The 17,077-nt window shown below is 48.4% G+C and carries 17 protein-coding genes; 3 read left to right on the forward strand and 14 right to left on the reverse strand.

The genetic code is table 11. The annotated features are described in order from the left end of the window. Positions 1-72 precede the first annotated feature (72 nt). The 4 genes from thrB to cotNH all read right to left on the reverse strand — a co-directional run bounded on the left by thrB (position 73) and on the right by cotNH (position 4,576). Positions 73-1,002 carry a homoserine kinase gene (thrB, locus tag BXO87_RS06415; protein ID WP_038464251.1) on the reverse strand — a complete coding sequence of 310 codons (930 nt, stop codon included), beginning with the start codon at positions 1,000-1,002 and terminating at the stop codon, positions 73-75. Then, positions 999-2,057 (reverse strand): threonine synthase, encoded by a 1,059-nt coding sequence (thrC, locus tag BXO87_RS06420; RefSeq protein ID WP_061047108.1) that lies wholly within the window; start codon positions 2,055-2,057, stop codon positions 999-1,001. Before thrC ends, thrB begins: the two co-directional genes overlap by 4 nt. Beyond that, positions 2,057-3,358 carry a homoserine dehydrogenase gene (locus BXO87_RS06425; RefSeq protein WP_003151938.1) on the reverse strand — a complete coding sequence of 434 codons (1,302 nt, stop codon included), beginning with the start codon at positions 3,356-3,358 and terminating at the stop codon, positions 2,057-2,059. The genes thrC and BXO87_RS06425 overlap by 1 nt, the downstream gene beginning before the upstream one ends. Positions 3,359-3,559: 201 nt before the next feature. Further along, a complete protein-coding gene (cotNH, locus tag BXO87_RS06430; protein ID WP_007613555.1) occupies positions 3,560-4,576 on the reverse strand; it encodes a spore coat-associated protein CotNH in 1,017 nt (338 codons plus the stop codon). Between the two features lie 154 nt (positions 4,577-4,730). Here cotNH and BXO87_RS06435 point away from each other — a divergent pair, with 154 nt between their 5' ends. Next, the gene (locus tag BXO87_RS06435) at positions 4,731-5,231 is read left to right on the forward strand and encodes a phosphatidylglycerophosphatase A family protein (protein WP_003151934.1); all 501 of its coding nucleotides are present in this window, start codon (positions 4,731-4,733) and stop codon (positions 5,229-5,231) included. A gap of 27 nt (positions 5,232-5,258) precedes the next feature. On the opposite strand, the gene BXO87_RS06440 is transcribed toward BXO87_RS06435, so the two are convergent. The 4 genes from BXO87_RS06440 to lipA form a co-directional block, all read right to left on the reverse strand. After that, positions 5,259-6,029 (reverse strand): TIGR01457 family HAD-type hydrolase, encoded by a 771-nt coding sequence (locus BXO87_RS06440; protein WP_013353455.1) that lies wholly within the window; start codon positions 6,027-6,029, stop codon positions 5,259-5,261. 33 nt (positions 6,030-6,062) lie between these two features. Then, on the reverse strand, positions 6,063-6,497 hold the full coding sequence (locus tag BXO87_RS06445; protein ID WP_038459720.1) for a DUF86 domain-containing protein: 435 nt from the start codon (positions 6,495-6,497) through the stop codon (positions 6,063-6,065). 25 nt (positions 6,498-6,522) lie between these two features. Then, positions 6,523-6,798, reverse strand: coding sequence for a YutD family protein (locus BXO87_RS06450; protein WP_003151928.1), 276 nt, complete (start codon positions 6,796-6,798; stop codon positions 6,523-6,525). A 217-nt stretch (positions 6,799-7,015) separates the two neighbouring features. Then, positions 7,016-7,912, reverse strand: a complete 897-nt coding sequence (lipA, locus tag BXO87_RS06460) for a lipoyl synthase (RefSeq protein WP_003151923.1) — start codon at positions 7,910-7,912, stop codon at positions 7,016-7,018. A 202-nt stretch (positions 7,913-8,114) separates the two neighbouring features. Here lipA and lytH point away from each other — a divergent pair, with 202 nt between their 5' ends. Further along, positions 8,115-9,092, forward strand: coding sequence for an L-Ala--D-Glu endopeptidase (gene lytH, locus BXO87_RS06465; RefSeq protein WP_042635464.1), 978 nt, complete (start codon positions 8,115-8,117; stop codon positions 9,090-9,092). Between the two features lie 37 nt (positions 9,093-9,129). On the opposite strand, the gene yunB is transcribed toward lytH, so the two are convergent. From yunB to BXO87_RS06495, 6 genes are all read right to left on the reverse strand, one after another. Further along, a complete protein-coding gene (gene yunB / locus BXO87_RS06470; protein WP_020954305.1) occupies positions 9,130-9,888 on the reverse strand; it encodes a sporulation protein YunB in 759 nt (252 codons plus the stop codon). A 126-nt stretch (positions 9,889-10,014) separates the two neighbouring features. Beyond that, positions 10,015-11,409 carry a bifunctional metallophosphatase/5'-nucleotidase gene (locus BXO87_RS06475; RefSeq protein ID WP_076851269.1) on the reverse strand — a complete coding sequence of 465 codons (1,395 nt, stop codon included), beginning with the start codon at positions 11,407-11,409 and terminating at the stop codon, positions 10,015-10,017. A gap of 17 nt (positions 11,410-11,426) precedes the next feature. Further along, the gene (locus tag BXO87_RS06480; RefSeq protein ID WP_007613562.1) at positions 11,427-12,248 is read right to left on the reverse strand and encodes a sulfite exporter TauE/SafE family protein; all 822 of its coding nucleotides are present in this window, start codon (positions 12,246-12,248) and stop codon (positions 11,427-11,429) included. A 19-nt stretch (positions 12,249-12,267) separates the two neighbouring features. Continuing rightward, positions 12,268-13,119 (reverse strand): DUF72 domain-containing protein, encoded by an 852-nt coding sequence (locus BXO87_RS06485; RefSeq protein WP_014305754.1) that lies wholly within the window; start codon positions 13,117-13,119, stop codon positions 12,268-12,270. Positions 13,120-13,145: 26 nt separating this feature from the next. After that, positions 13,146-13,499, reverse strand: coding sequence for a YunG family protein (locus tag BXO87_RS06490; protein WP_007408736.1), 354 nt, complete (start codon positions 13,497-13,499; stop codon positions 13,146-13,148). Positions 13,500-13,571: 72 nt separating this feature from the next. Further along, positions 13,572-14,936, reverse strand: a complete 1,365-nt coding sequence (locus BXO87_RS06495) for an allantoinase (RefSeq protein WP_032867130.1) — start codon at positions 14,934-14,936, stop codon at positions 13,572-13,574. Between the two features lie 179 nt (positions 14,937-15,115). Between BXO87_RS06495 and BXO87_RS06500 the strand changes: the two genes are divergently transcribed. Beyond that, on the forward strand, positions 15,116-16,711 hold the full coding sequence (locus tag BXO87_RS06500) for a PucR family transcriptional regulator (protein ID WP_014418804.1): 1,596 nt from the start codon (positions 15,116-15,118) through the stop codon (positions 16,709-16,711). The last annotated feature ends 366 nt before the right edge of the window (positions 16,712-17,077 follow it).

Raw genomic sequence — 17,077 nt, forward strand, 5'->3', positions numbered from 1 at the left:
CTTCCCTAAATAAAAATCCTTCTCCAGAAAAAGAAAGCGTCCTTCTCTGATGGGAAGAACGCTTTTTTATCATTATACACTTTTCACCTGCTCTAAAGGATTCCGTTCAATTACGCTTCCTTCTGACGGGACGGTAAGCGCCGCAATCTCACAGTGGGGGAAATCCTCAGAAAGCTGTTTTCTCAGCTCTTCTCCCTTTCCTTTTTCAATCAGGACAAGAATCGTCGGTCCCGCTCCGCTCAGCGCCGTTCCGTAGGCGCCTTTCATTTCGGCCGCGTGTTCCACCTTTGAAAGCTCAGGAACAAGCATGGCGCGGTACGGCTGATGGAGGATGTCTTTTCTCATCATTTTCCCGGCGAGCGCCCAGTCATTTGACATGATCGCAGCAACGAGAAGGTTGCTGACGGCGCTTGCTTTAACGGCGCGTCGGTACGGCAGCTCTTTCGGGAGCACGTCTCTTGCGTCCCTGGTCAGAACTTCGTAAAACGGAATCACTGCCACAACATCGATATCCGCTTCGGCAACACGCACGATATGTGTTTCATCTTCTTCGTGAAGGCCGATCACAAGCCCTCCTGCAAGGGAAGCAGCGGCATTATCAGGGTGCCCCTCTTCAAGACTGGCTAAGTGCAGCTTGTCGCTTTCCGACAGTTGCAGGCCGCATAACTCATCCGCAAGCTCAATGGCGGCGACGATAGCGGCCGCGCTGCTTCCGAGACCCCGTGCAAGGGGGATTTCACTCCATACTTTGACATGGGCGGGCGGCAGCTCTTTCTGATAGCGGTCAGCCGTCCGTTTGGCGACTTGGTAGATGAGGTTGTCCGTTCCTTGAGGGATGCCCGCGACAGTTTCGGTTTCCGCCGAGAACTGCCATTCATCGTTTCGGAAAACCGAAAGCTTCAAATATCTGCTGAGCGCCATCCCGACGGAATCAAACCCAGGCCCTAAGTTGGCGGTGCTTCCCGGAACCGTAATGGAAAACAGCATCTCCGCCTCATTCATACACGCGCCGCTCCATTTAAGTATTCCAGAATACTGTCCTCATCTGTCGGCAGCGTAATCGGTTTTATGTCAGATACGTCTACAGCCGTGTTCGGATCTTTCAGGCCGTTTCCGGTCAAAACTGCGACAACCTTGCTGCCTTTTGGAATTTCACCGGATTTTACCTGTTTCAAAACGCCGGCGATGGATGCACAGGAGCCCGGTTCGGCAAACACGCCTTCTTCACGGGCAATCAGCTGATAAGCGTGAAGAATGTCTTCATCTGTGACTTCATCAATTTTTCCGGCTGATTCTTCCGCAGCGAGCACCGCTTTGTCCCAGCTGGCAGGATTCCCGATTCGGATTGCCGTCGCAACGGTCTCTGGATTTTTAATGACTTCGCCGCGGACGATAGCCGCAGAACCTTCCGCCTCAAAACCGCGCATCTTCGGAAGTCCGATGCCGTTTTTCTCATGGTATTCTTTGAACCCTTTCCAGTAGGCCGTGATATTCCCTGCGTTTCCTACCGGGATCGCCAGAATGTCCGGCGCTTCGCCGAGCTGTTCGCATACTTCAAAGGCCGCTGTTTTTTGCCCTTCAATCCGGTAAGGGTTTACTGAATTCACTAATGCAATCGGTGATTTTTCACAAATCGACCGGACGATGGCCAGCGCGTCGTCAAAGTTTCCGTCAATCGCGATGATTTCCGCACCGTACATGACGGCCTGCGCAAGTTTTCCGAAGGCGATTTTTCCGTCCGGGATGATGACGATGCATTTCATGCCGGCTCTCGCCGCGTATGCCGCAGCTGCCGCCGATGTGTTGCCTGTAGAGGCGCACATGATGGTATCATTGCCTTCTTCTTTCGCTTTGGCGACCGCCATGACCATGCCGCGGTCTTTAAAGGATCCCGTCGGATTAACGCCCTCTGTTTTCACATGCAGTTCAATTCCGAGCTTTTCAGAAAGCTTCGGGAGGTGAATCAGCGGCGTGTTGCCTTCATGCAATGTCAGGGCCGGCGTCCGATCCGTCACCGGCAGAAATTCTTTATATTGATGGATGAGTCCTTTCCACATTAGCTCCAACCGTTCCCTTCTACACGATATGTGCTTTTTACTTCTTGTACGACTTCTAGGTCATTTAAGTTTTGCAGAATGTCGCTGAAATCTTCTTCCGATGTATGATGCGTGACGATGACGATTTCCGCGAGGTCGTCATGGCCTTTGATCGGCAGCTGCAGAATTTTTTCAAAGCTGACGCCGCGCTCTGAGAAGGCCGATGTGATTTTTGAAAAAGAGCCGACCTGGTCTTTGACGTGAATTCTTAAAAACTGCTGGGCATAGATATCAGACGGCTGCTTCAGATTTCTTTCAAACTGCGGGGCGACAAAGCTGTTTCCGTTTACGCCGAGACGCATGTTTTTCATGACCGCGACCAGATCGGAAACGACCGATGTCGCAGTCGGCATGCTTCCGGCTCCGGGGCCGTAAAACATCGTTTCGCCGACAGCTTCTCCGTACACGTAAACGGCATTAAACTCGTTATGCACCGCAGAGAGCGGATGATGATCCGGCAGCAGTGTCGGCTGAACGCTGACTTCGATTTTATTGTCATCACGCTGGGCGATGCCGATCAGCTTCATCGTATAGCCGAGCCGTTTGCTGAAGCTGATGTCTTCATCCGTAATCCGGGAAATTCCTTTTACTTTGACATCGTCCAGATCGACGTTCATAGAGAAGCCGAGACGGGCTAAAATCGCCATCTTGCGTGCGGCATCGAGCCCTTCTACATCGGCGGTCGGGTCCGCTTCCGCGAATCCGAGATCCTGCGCTTCCTTCAGCACTTCTTCATACGGGCTTTTTTCTTTAATCATTTTCGTTAAGATAAAGTTCGTCGTTCCGTTGACGATTCCCATCATTTTTGTGATCCGGTCAGAGGAAAGGCCTTCTTCGAGCGTGCGTAAAATCGGGATTCCGCCGGCGACACTCGCTTCATAATACAAGTCACAGCCATTTTCCTTTGCGGCGGCTAAAAGCTCTGACCCGTATACGGCGATCAGATCTTTATTTGCGGTCACAACATGTTTTTTCGCTTTCAAGGCATCAAGAAGATATTGCTTCGTCTGTTCGACACCGCCGATGACTTCAATAATCACGTCGACCTCAGGGTCATCGATCACATCATAGACTTCTGTCGTCAGCACTTCTTTCGGCAGGTCTGCGTCTCGTTTTTTATCAATATCTTTAACTAGCACTTTTTTGATCGTCACCGGACAGCCGACCTGGTGCATAAGCTTATCCTGATGATCTTGTATAATTTTGACGACTCCGCTTCCCACGGTTCCCAGTCCTAACAGTCCAATACGAATCGCTTCCAAAGAGAAACTCCACCTTTCTTCCTTTTGTCCACTAGAAAAGGACAATTGTTAACCCTTCACAGACATTTAAGTTACAAATATTATATAAGCCCGCATTTGTTTTGACAAGCGGCTGAATATTGTTTCTGCGGCTATGAAAACGCTTAACACACTGATATGACAAGATTCCCTATTTTCTAAATATTTTTACGTCATATTTTCTTACGAACTGATTCCTTTTCCGAGCCACGCCACAGGCGGGACAAAAACCTGCGCCGACCTGACATTCATCATGTTGTGACATGTCTGTAAAAACTGTTCATAGCGGGTGCAGTCGGCAAGAATGTAGTCAAGCTGCTCTTCGTAAAACTGTTTTTCAGAATCATGAGAAATGTAATAGCTCTCCACCGTCTCGAAGAAATGGAGCGGAAACAGCAGGCGGCTGTAAAACAGGCGTTTGGAAAAGGAGGATAACGGCGTAACTTGCTCATATTCCTGCAGAAACAAAAACCCATCTTTGAGCAGGTCGTCACGATGATACAAATATGTGCTGCGCATATATTCCGCAATATCACGGGCGGCATGGTCGAATACCCAATCGCCCGGAATGCGGATCAATGATTCCTCCGACCAGGTATCCCGTTCCATCCGCTGATGGCAGATTGTCCCCGAGTCTTCTGCGCCGGGATTGTCATCCAGCTCCGTATCCACTAAATATTGAATGGCGTTTTCCGCTAAGCCTGAATAATAAGGAAATGCTTCGATCATTTTCTTTTCGAACGGTTCAAGCGGAGACATATGAATTTTCTGCATCCAGAATGATTCCAGCTGATCCACCCGTTTTCCCCATAAGTCCTTCCATTGGCCGATCCTGCCCGCTTCTTTCACTTCGTACGGAAAACCCCGCCCTTTTCTGTGAAATTCGGCAAGCTCCCCTCCGACGGAAAACGACCGGTTTGAGACGGGAATCGGCGCTTTTAAGAGCGCATACGTTTTGCCTTCGTCCTCAAAGGTCAGTTCTCCTTCCTTCGTAAAGATAAACACTGAAACGTATGGGTCACTTTGTTCTTGTAAATACTGACTCATGTAGTAAAGCTCCGTCAGCTCTGATTGCGAAAACCCGGAAACGGGAATTATAAGAAAGAAGGAATTAGGCGTCTGGAAGCATTGGTATTTCTGATAAACGGAAAGCTGTCTGACGTGGATGCCGTATTTTTCTTTAATGATGCTTTTCATCATAATCACCTGCCTGAAAAATTAGAGCTATTCACATCGTAGTCATACGCCGGCGGAATTATGAATACATCTTGTAATCCTTTGAATCAAGTGGAGAAACATCGTACACATCGGAAGAGTGTTGTATAAACTAGTAAAAAAAGATTGGGTGAAGCAAATGTCAGAAAAGGAACAACTGAATCAGGTGGAAGCTGTCGCCAGGGCTCGTTTAAAAGAACGGGGGGTTGAGACGGACGATATTGCCGAGCTGGTGTATTTCCTTCAAAAAAAATATCATCCTGATTTGACGATGGAGGTATGCAGGCTCAATGTGGACCGTGTCATCGCAAAACGCGAGGTGCAAAACGCCATTTTAACGGGAATAGAATTAGATGTGCTCGCCGAACAAAAAAAGCTGTCTGAACCGCTTCAGACCATTCTGGCGATTGATGAAAGCCTGTATGGGGTTGACGAGGTGCTCGCCTTCTCTATCGTGAATATATATGGTTCGATCGGCTTTACGAATTACGGCTACATTGACAAAGAAAAACCCGGCATTCTCGGGCGGTTAAATGATAAATCTACGGGCGAATGCCATACGTTTCTTGATGATATCGTCGGCGCAATCGCAGCAGCGGCTTCAAGCCGGCTTGCTCACAGCGCCAGAAATACAGAATAAGGACGGCCGTCATGGCCGTCCCTTTTTTTATAGATGTTCAATCCATTCGGTTAAAGAGTCAATCGCATATGTCGGTTTTTGGTCATAACCGGCCATATGTTCACGCTTTGTCACGCCGGTGTGAACCAGCAGCGTATCCATTCCGGCATTGATGCCGGCCATAATATCCGTTGCATAGTTATCGCCGACCATGAGTGTTTCGGAAATATCCGTTCCGAGCACACGCATCGCCTGTTCCATAATAATGGATTCAGGCTTGCCGATAAAGACAGGCTCAACGCCCGTTGACACCGTCAAAACGGATGTGAGCGAACCGTTCCCTGGTAAAAGCCCTCTTTCAGTCGGAATGGCGACGTCGCCGTTTGTTGAAATGAACCGGGCGCCGTTTCTGATCGCAAGGCATCCCGTTGCCAACTTTTCATATGTAATGCCGCGGTCGATTCCCACAACGACAAAGTCCGCGTTTTCTTCTCCGAAGCTCAGCCCGTTTTCTTCAATGGCCTGACGGATGCCTTCTTCGCCGATCACATACACCGACGCGTCTTTTTTCTGCTGGGCGATATGCTGCGCAGTCGCCATGCTCGTCGTGAAGACCTGCTCTTCAGATGCCGGAATGTCAAAGCTCATCAGCTTGTCCGCCACCTGCTTCGGCGTCCGGGAAGAATTGTTCGTCACGAATAAATACGGAATGCCGCGCGCTTTAAGCGTTCTCACGAATTCACACGCTTCTTCGATTTTTTCCGTCCCGTTGTACATTGTGCCGTCCAAATCTATCAAATATCCTTTATAATCCTTCATACTCAACACTCCTGTGGATTTTCTCACTCGTTGTTATTTAAATGCGGAAACAGGCCCTAATTCTGTTTCCAGGTAGGTTCTTACACGGGCCGGAAAGGCTTTCAGCACATCTCTGTTTGACGTGATCAGCGTAAACAGCTCCTGATGGTCGGCATGCTGATATTCCTGGACAAGCTGCTTTCTGGAAGAGATCAGCTGCTTCAGCTTATTCCCTTCATCCTCAGCTACCACCTTTTCATCCGTCAGAATATCCATGATGTCGTCATAACTGCCCGGATCGCGCATGATAAAGCCGTCAATCATATCATTTCCGACATCGAGAATGCATTCGATCATAAGATGGCTGATCCGCTCAAGCGCCCTTTTTTCGATTTCGCTCTGCCATGCAGGCGTGCTGTCAAACAGCGCCAGCTGGGTCTCAAAAAAACGGAGTGTTTGTTCGATATTATTTCTGTCAACAAAATACACGTGACAGCATCCCCTTCTGCATCAATTATTTTCTGATTCGTTTTAAAACAAAATACGCGCAGCCGAAATTGCAGTATTCGTAAATGTATTCGTCCAATGTGCTGATTTTCGTTTCAAAGGTTGCTTTTTGATTCTGGTCATCAAAGAAGCCTTTGAGCCGCAGCTGACTGTATCCCCAGTCTCCCACAATGTAATCATATTTATTTAATATGTCCGAATAGCGGGCTTTGAACGCTTCTTCATTAAAGCCGTTTTTAAAATCGTGTACGAGTTCAAACTCGGCATTTTGAATAAGAATCATGTCTTCACCTCTTTTATCACTCTTTACTATCATAATTCATTGACTTCTGTCCATCAATTGCAAAATGAGACGGTTCGGACGGACGGAGAATTTTTCCTCTTTATATCCAGTGTAGCGGTTCAGACGATCCTTATTCAAGAATGACTTTTTCCCTGCAAAAACGGCTCCATCACAAAAAACCCAAAACCTGCGGCGTTTTGGGTTTTTTCGGCTTATCTTATGCTTGGGCCTGGCGTTTTTTAGACGCTTCGTTCACTTGTTCATCCGCATGGTAGGAAGAACGGACAAGCGGGCCTGCTTCACAGTGGCTGAAGCCTTTTTGCATCGCGATTTCTTTCAGTTCGGCAAATTCGTCCGGATGATAATATTTTTGGACTTTTAAATGTTTTTTCGACGGCTGCAGGTATTGGCCGATCGCCATGATGTCGACATTGTTCGCAAGCAGGTCGTCCATCACTTCAATAATTTCTTCCTTCGTTTCGCCGAGACCGATCATAATGCTTGATTTCGTCGGGATGTCAGGCTGCATTTCTTTCGCACGGCGCAAGAATTCCAAAGAACGGTCATATGTTGCGCGGGCCCGGACTCTCGGTGTCAGGCGGCGGACGGTTTCAATGTTGTGGTTCAGAATATCAGGACGGGTATCCATTAATGTTTTCAGGTTGTCGTAATTTCCGCCCATATCGGATGGCAGCACTTCAATTGTCGTGAACGGGCTTTTTCTGCGGATCGCCCGGACCGTTTCCGCAAAGACGCCTGCTCCGCCGTCTTTCTGATCATCACGCGCTACGGCCGTGATGACGGCGTGTTTTAAATTCATCAGCGCGACGGAATCAGCTACGCGTTCCGGTTCCTGCAGATCCAGCTCAGTCGGCAGTCCCGTTTTTACAGCGCAGAAGCGGCATGCTCTCGTACAGACGGAACCGAGAATCATGAACGTCGCCGTACGTCTGACAGCCCAGCATTCATGGATGTTCGGGCATTTTGCTTCTTCACATACGGTATGCAGATTATTTTCACGCATTAATTTTTTCAGACCCGTATAGTTTTCATTCGTGTTCAGCTTTATTTTGAGCCATTCCGGCTTTCTCAGATGCTCGTCTTTCTTTGCCATTTCCCCATCATCTCCATTATCCCTTTATTCATGTTCGTGTGCGAAAAATTTCTATTTCACGATGGATATAAAACTTGCGGATTTCTATTCAATAGTCACTTTAACATAGGAAAAATTTCTCGACAAGGGAAGAGAATTACTTACATTTTCTCGGATTGTTGCCGCAAACTATTTGTATTCAATCCTGAAAGGAGATCATGTTGTGAAAGTTCTGTTATCTGCTCTTCTCCTTTTTTCAGTTTTCTGTCCGGCTGCAAGCGGGAAAGAACAATCGGCTCTTGTTTACGGCGAACGGATGCAGTTGTACCGCAAAGCCGAAGCAGTCACGCAGATTCCTTGGTATGTGCTTGCGGCAGTTGATCAATATGAAGAAAATGTCCGCTCGAACCGAAAGGATCTGCCGGAAAAATCGGGAATCATCAGCATTTATATTCCGGATCATTTGTGGAGCGGCCCTGAAAATCCAAATCCTAAGGACGATGCGCCTCTCAGCATTAAAGTATTTGACGGGATCGGCCTGGACGGCGACGGCGACGGAAAAGCCGAGGTAAGCAATGATGAGGATATCCTTTATACATTTGCTCAGTATTTAGCGGGATTCGGAACCGATCTTGACCATATCCGCATCGGTCTCTGGAATTATTACCGCCGTGATCAGACGGTCGGCATTATCACCGAATTCATGACACTGTTTAAAACGTTCGGCCGCCTTGATCTCGGAGAGCACGCTTTTCCGCTTCCCGTGAAGACGGATTACAGCTACCGCAGCACATGGGGCGCCGCACGGGGTTTCGGCGGGCGCCGGATTCACGAAGGAACGGATCTGTTCGCTCATTACGGGCTCCCCGTCAGATCGACCTGCTACGGTATTGTTGAAATGAAGGGCTGGAACCGTTTCGGCGGCTGGAGAATCGGCATCAGGGATATCAATAACACGTATCACTACTTCGCTCACCTGAACGGCTTTGCAAAAGGTGTGCATAAAGGCCAGATCGTCAAACCCGGAGAGGTGATCGGCTCTGTCGGCAGTTCCGGGTACGGACCGCCGGGCACCGCGGGAAAATTCCCGCCGCATCTTCACTACGGGATGTATAAAGATAACGGCAGATCGGAATGGTCTTTTGATCCGTATCCCCATTTAAGGGCATGGGAACGAAAAGAAATCCGCAGGAAAAAGTAAACACACAGCCGCCAGGAAAGATTGCGGCTGTGTGTTTTTATTTATCTTTCTTCTGTTTTTCACTCGGCAGCTGGACGGAAGGCGTCACACCTGACCCGCCGCTTCCGTTATAAAACTGCGGCACCTCTCCTTGAATCGCTTTAATGGAGACCGGAATATTATTTGTCACGACTGATGTCTTACTGGCAAACGGAATAATGACCTTCACTTTTATTTCCACAAAAATACTGATATCGATCAGGGCATTGTTAATGCCGTACGGCTTTATTTTTGTTTTCACATCAGTTAACGCATCACCGATCAGGTTAAAGCGCACGGGGATTTTCGGCCCCAGATTTCCGAGAATGCTGTTTCCCGTGACCTGCCCTAAGGGAATATCGATCATAATTTCATCGGCCGTTTTCGCGCCTTTTTCCGTTTCATGCTGCTTATTGTTCGACTCCGCTTCCTTCAGATGAGCCTGAAGCTGCTTTGTCACTTTCGCCTTCATACTGTTGACCATTTGTGTATTAAAATCCATCGTTGTGACTTTTCCGTTTTCATCCGTTTTCATATCGACCATATCTTTCACATTGTCGCTGTGAGACATGTATTCTTCAATGGATTCCGTAATGACCTCTGTCGCCACCCGTTTGGTTTCCATTTCTCCTATGTTCATCAGCACCGGTTTGATTGAGGAGTTGATCATCCAAAGGCTGATGACCGTCGATATGATAAAAAAAGCAAACGACAGAAGAAGCACATATCGAAAAGGCAAAGGCCCTCTCTTGCGAAGAGCGCTCCGGTATCTAGGCAAGAAAAATCCCCCCTTACATATCACAATGTATGCTTGTAAGAGGGGACATAGTATTTTATTTTCACTCTTAAAAAGTCCCGCTTTCACTCATTCGGGTGAAATGGAACGGCGGGCAGCTACATGACATTACGGCTGCCGCGCGAGCTTCCAGGCGAGCAGATCCCTTAAAAACTCCGGCATAAAGTATTGCTTTTCTTTTGAATCGCGGATGTAAGGGAACAGCTTTCCGAGTGTAAACATGTCGAGAACGGCAACCGAGTATATCCGCTCCGGATCAATCTCTTCTCCGTTCACTTTCACATTGAGGAGATGTGTCACACCGTCTTCAAGAATGCCGGCCTCTGCCTCCGCTCCGGCATATACCATCCTGCCCATCACTTCCCCGCGGAAGCCGAGGCCTTTTATCCGCAGCTGCTCCATTTGTTCCGAGGCAGCCTGGCTGATTGTTTCCTGGAGTTCCCTGCCTGAAAGACGAACGGCCACCGGATTGATCGGATGAGGGCAGATACGGTGCAGGTCAAGCTGTGTGACAGGCCCCTTCTGTAAAGGCCCCAAAATAACGCCTGAATTCACCATGCTGACTTCACAGCCGCACCAGCTTTTCAGCGCTTCGGCTAATAGAAGCGGGAGCGGCGATTCCTCAAACCACTTCACGCCGGCTTCTTCATTCAGGTTGGCGACTTGTTCGGAGAGCAGGTTTTCCGCTTCCCGTTCCTTCTCTTTCAGAAAAGCCGCCGTATCTTCAGATTCCCCTTGCCAATCAGCCATTTTCTGTACAGACGCCTGTTTGCTGACAATGGTTCGTGATTCACTTTCTATCGTCAGCTCGACACAGCCGACATAGTTCCCGTATTTCTCCGCACATGCAAGCAATACGCCGTTTATGTCCTGTCCGTCCTCAAGAAGGTGGTGCGTATGTGATTCAAGAATGACATCGATGTCCGGAAATTTTTCCGCTGCGGCCCGGTCATCGATCAGGCCTAAATGAGAAAGCAGAATGATGATGTCCGCTTTGCCCTTGATATCGTCAAGTGATTCTTGAATGCTTTTTTCCGCATCCGTCACCGTCCAGCCTAGTTTTTGATAGACGGGATAATACGGCACCGTGACGCCGAGTATGCCGGCGGTCATCCCGTTTTTCAGCGTTTTGATCACGTAGGGCTCGGCCCATTCCGGCCGCTGTCCATCCGCGTCAAACAGGTTAGACACAATGACGGGAAACGCGGCATGGGTATATAAATCCGCCAGCTCATCGTGAGGCAGCGTAATTCCTTCATTATTCCCGACGGCAGCCGCATCGATCTCAAGCCGGTTTAACAAGTCGACATTCGCTTTGCCGAAGGTCGCTTCCGTTATCATTTGGAATCGGTCCATATGATCGCCGATGTCGAATACGAGTGTTTCCTCCCCGTTTTTTTCATGCTCACTTCTCTTCTGCTCAATATAATGTACGATTTTCGGCCAATTTTCGAAATGGCTGTGCAAATCATTCGTATGATATAAACGGAGCTTCTCTAACATACCATCTCTCCTACCTTTTAGCTGAATATCCCTTGATAAATCAATTCACAGCCGATCAAAATCAAGACGACCCGCATGAAAAGCACGATCGTTTTCGTCTGCACCCGCTTATTGACCCACGCGCCCATTTTGCCGCCGAACCACGCGCCCGGAACGAGGCACAGCGCATACAGCCAATTGACATGGCCCTCTGCGATATGTGACACGGAACCCGTCACGGAGGATAAGAAAATAATGAGCATTGACGTCGCCACAGCCACTTTCGGCGGGAACAAAAATAACAGCATCATGGCCGGAACCATAAGAGAGCCGCCGCCAATGCCGAAAAGGCCGCCCAATAAACCGACGAAAAAGGCAATCACGATACCGGTGAAAATACGGTACGAATATGTATAAAGCTCACCCGATTCATCCTCATATGTCCGGATCATGCCTTTATGCGCTTTATTGACCGGTTTTGCTTTCGCCTTCAGCATTAATGTAATGGAAATCAAAATCATAAAAAGTCCGAACCAGACGGAAAACGTATGCGCATTAAAAAGTTTAGACAAATACGCGCCGATGATGCTTCCCGGGCCGGAACCGATAAAAAAGATCAGTCCGCTTTTGTAGTCAACGGTTTTATATTTCATATAGGCCAGAGTTGATGACAGGCCCGTAAAAATAATCACCAAAAGGGACGTGCCGATGGCAGTCTGCGGTGTTACGTCATGGAAAAACGGAGTCATCGTGCTTAAATAGAGCATCGCCGGCACGATGATAATTCCTCCCCCAAGCCCGATCAGGCTGCCGACCGTTCCCGCGATAAATCCTAATATGATCAAAATAAGATAAGACATGTGTCTTGAAACCTCTTTTCTAGCTGAATAGGTCGAGCTGCTTCGGAGCAAGCCCGGTATATGAGATATTTAACATTTCAAGCATCTCAAGCCCGTTATCGGCGGCGTCTCCGCCTGAGTTATTATTGAAGAGCACATACAGATTGCGCGACTGTTTTTTCAGCTCCTGAAGATTGTTTTTCCAATCTTTGAGCTCCTGTTTGTTATAGCGGTATAAATATCTGACCTCACGCCAGTTTTGTCCGCCGTCTGGTTTGATCCAGCCCTGTTTGTTCCGCCCGTGAAAACGGACAAGCGTTTTTTCTTCATCCGTTGCTTTCAGGACGGTCGGAATGCTGCCCTCGCCGATTTGTGGCTCGTCACATATGCTGTGAATCCAGCCTTCCTCCTTCATAAAGGAAAGCGTCTGTTCATAAAATGGCGGGGAAAACCAAGACCGGTTGCGGAATTCAAGCGCGCACGGAATATCGCCCATCTGCTGCCTGCACCATCTTAAATATGCGACGTTTTCTTTCTTGCAGTCAAACCACGGCGGGAATTGGAACAGCACCATGGCAAGCTTTCCATGCTCTATATACGGCGATAATGACAGCTTAAACGCCTCAAACATTTCTTCCTTCGATTCAAAGGGAATATCGCCTCGCTGATGGCCCGTCATTCCTTGATATGCCTTAATGACAAATTGAAAAGATTCCGGCGTCTCTTTGACCCATCTTTCATTATTGCGGGCGGGCTGTATCGCGTAAAAGCTCGCGTCCAGCTCAACGATGGGAAAATGGGAGGAATACGCCTGCAGTTTTTGCGGGCCCGCTGTTTTAGGCGGATAGATGCTGTCATGATCCCCCCACCCCGTCAGTCCGATATAAATCACAATCCTTCACCTCTCACTCTAGTTTATCACAGGTGTTTTTCTCTTTCTGTTTCCATGTTTTTTCTGAATGCACTTTTCAGGAACCGATACTGATGTTCATTGGTGTCCGAAAATGCCTCATCTCTGGAAGAAAGAATGTGCTGATAGACGATCGGCTCTGAAAACTGACCGCTCGTGAAATCATATATCTCCCCGTCTATTCGGTTATAAAAATGCCAGCTTGTGCCGGTTTTTGTTTTGAGAATGTCACCGCCGTAAACATCTTGGATGACTAAAGCCGTCACGCCGCACTGGCCTTTGGCCGGGCAATCTTCCGTCCATTTTGTACTAGTCTTGCGCGACCAGGATGCCGTTAATATGTTCAAGATTTGATCATACAATGTGTTTTACTCCTTTTTATAAAAAGATACCACGAGACCCGCTTTCCAAACGACAAAAAAAACCGATTCTCATCAGAGAATCGGCTCCTTTATTTGAGAAGGCTTCAGGAATGTTCCGAAAGCCCCGCTCTGCTTACGGCCGCCATCCTGGTACACACAGCGCCCCTTGCTGTAGGTCGCAGCAATTCGGTATGGAAAGGTGCGGCCTTCATACAGGCTTTGCTTATGTTTGGAAAACATCGTTTCTTTTGTGACGGTAAAAGGTTCCGGCCGGACGATGGCAAAATCAGCGTCAAATCCCTCTTCAAGCCGTCCTTTATTCGTTAAACCGAAGCGCTTGGCAGGTGCTTCGGCCGTCCATCGGGCCACATGTTCAAACGGAATCCCATGATCGATCGCTAATTGAATCATGCCGAGAAGCGTAAATTGGCCTCCGCTGATCCCGCCCCACGACAGAAACATATTATCCTCGCGTTTCAAAGACGGATGACAGGGAGAATGATCCGAAGACACCATATCAATCAGGCCCTCAGCCAAAACTCCGATCAATTCCTCTTTATCAGCCTCTGAGCGGAGCGGCGGAGCGCATTTGGCGGCCGCCCCTTTTTTGAGGAAGTCTTCAAAGCTGAATAATAAGTAGTGCGGACACGTTTCAACGGTGACATCCAATCCGTCTTTTTTCGCCTGCTGAATGGAGAGCACGGCCCGTTTCGTGCTGATATGTACAAAATGAAGCGCGCATCCCGTCGCTCTTGCATATTCAATCGCCCGCTGCACAGCCTCGCATTCGGCTTCTTCCGGACGTGAGGAAGCGTAAGCGCGGGCATCAATTTTCCCTTGGAGCGCGTACTCGGCTTCAAGGAATCGGGTGAGGGCGTCGCTTTCTGCGTGCAGGGCCAAAATCTTGCCGCACGCCGCGATTTCCTTCATTCCCTTTAAAAGAGTCCGTTCATCGGCTGATTGAAATTCATCCGTTCCCGATTTAGACAGAAACGCTTTAAACCCGATTGCCCCCGCTTCTGCCATCGGCCGGATATGTTCGGTATATCCGGGCATCAAACCGCCCCAAAGCGCAAAATCAACCGCTGACTTCCGTTCGGCGATTTCCGCCTTTGCCAGCAGGTTTTCAGCAGTTACCGTCGAAGGGATGCAGTTAAGCGGCATATCAAAATAAGCCGTACAGCCGCCGGCAGCCAGCATGTTTGAGCCGGTTTCAATGCCTTCCCATTCTTCTCGGCCGGGTTCATTGAAATGGACGTGACAATCGACCGCGCCCGGAAACACATACATGCCGTCCGCCTGCACCACTTGTTCCGCGTTTTCGTCAATGCCGGGTCCGATCAAGGCGATTTTCCCGTCCTTGACGGCGATATCAGCCCGCTCTGTTCCGCCTTTTCGTACAGCTTTCGCACCCTTTACAATTACGTCATAGGCCATTTTATCTTCCTCCCTGTAAGGATGACGATTTTCTGTCAGTTTTTATCACAACATGCGTCTATGATTGCCAGTTTACTGCTACTATGATCGTAATACATCAGCAAAACCGCTATAATTTTTGATGATTTTTATTCATATTAACCAATGGTTGTCTTTAGAACCTGAAAGGAGACTGACTGATGAACATTTATGACGTGATGAAGATTCCCGCTTATGAGCGGGCTGCATTAATCGCAGGCAAATCCGGCGGCTGGAGGGAGGTGCAGCACGTCAACATGATGGATGCGCCGGACATCGCTGATTTTTTACATAAAAACGAATTGCTCGTCACCACGGCTTACCACTTGAAGGACCGCCCGCAACTGTTGAAAGATTTGATCCGCCTCATGGCAAAACGGGGCTGCGCGGGACTGGGGATCAAAACGAAGCGTTATCTTAATGTCATTCCGAAAGATGCCGCGGAGCTTGCCGACCGGTATGAATTTCCGATTATTGAGCTGCCGGAAGACATCAGGCTGGGAGATATCGTCAACGCCACACTGAGCCATATTCTTGATATGCGTTCAAATGAGCTCCAGCAGGCCATTTACGCCCATAAAAAATTCACAAACCACATCATGAGCGGCAAAGGGCTGCAATCCCTGCTTAAGAAGCTCTCAGACATTCTCCGGCTTCCCGTGCTTCTTTTGGATCAGCATACAAAACTCTTATCATCGTCCCACCGCATACCCATTGACACGTCTTTATTGAAAAACATCTGTTATTCCCTTTCCGGGCCTTATTTCACCTGCTTTTCCATGCTGTCCGACAGAAAGGCGTATTCTGTCCTGCCGATTCTGAATGTTGAGAAAAACTGCGGTTATCTGGTGATACCGGAGCTGGTGCAGACCGCTGATAAAGGCATGATTTTGACAATTGAACAGGCGGCTAACGTCATTTCCTTTGAACTGCTGAAAGAAAATGCCGTCAAACAATTTGGCAGACGGGCGCGCAATGAATTTTTCAGCAATTTCATCGACCGCTCATTTACCGGCCATGAAGAAATCAAAAGCCGCGCCAAAGAATTCCGGCTCCGCTGGGATCAGAAATACATGTGCATTTGCGGAAAGCTTGACCGAAATGAGAAAACGATCAGCTTTACCGAAAATCAGCTCGTTTCCGATCATGTATTTGATCTGCTTGAAGGGGAGCTGTCATCCTTTCCGTTTCCCCCTCATCTCTTTATTAAAGGAAATGTCGGTATTCTTTTAATTGAAGCGACAGACAGCTGGAATGAAATGCACGCGTCTGTCATCAGCTTTTTGGAGCAGTTTCAAAAGCAGGTCCGGACGCAGTTTAAACGGACTGTCTCCTTCGGCATCTCAAACATATGCCAAAAGCTGATCGACGTCCCTGACGCTTTTACTGAAGCTTCAGACGCCATTTCATCCGGGCATTTGTCCAGAAGCGCGGAGTTTATTCAAATCTATCATGCCAAAGACGTGCCGGAGCTGCTCCGCCTGCTTCCGGCGGAAGATGTGAAGAAGTTTTACGAAGCCACCCTCCAAAGCCTGGCCGACCGGCAAAAGGAGGACCAGAGCCTGCTTCATACGCTGTCTGTTTATCTGGAGACCCACTGCCAGATTTCAGAAACGGCTAAGCGCCTGTACGTCCATCGAAATACGGTGATCTATCGTTTAGAAAAATGCGAGGAACTGCTCGGCAAAAGCTTAAAAGATCCGGAGACGACGATGCGCCTGCGGCTCGCGCTGAGAATGCAGCGGCTGATCGGTTAAGGAATCGTTAGAGACAGGGATGCGGGTGTTCTCCCGCATCCTATTTAAGGGGAATTCATTCAGCTAAATTCTCAAAAAATGCTGCCATCAACATCTGCTTTCAGTGATGTCATCAGCCGTTAGTTATGATTTTCAGCAGACTCTAATCTAAACTAAAAAAGCCTTTCCCGAAGAAAAGACGTAAGCTGTTCAAGTTTGAAGACGATCAGAAGCAGTTTGAAAGGTAGCATGTGTTTGTTTTTCCACTGTGTTTACACCCAATCCGCATATCAAAGATAACGACAGACCCAAAATAATGAAGATGCTTTTTTTCATACAGGCACTCTCCTTCTTAGGTTTGATTACGATCAGACGAAACTTGATAAG

The organism is Bacillus sp. GZB (genome assembly GCF_001975995.1).
GTDB lineage: Bacteria > Bacillota > Bacilli > Bacillales > Bacillaceae > Bacillus > Bacillus velezensis.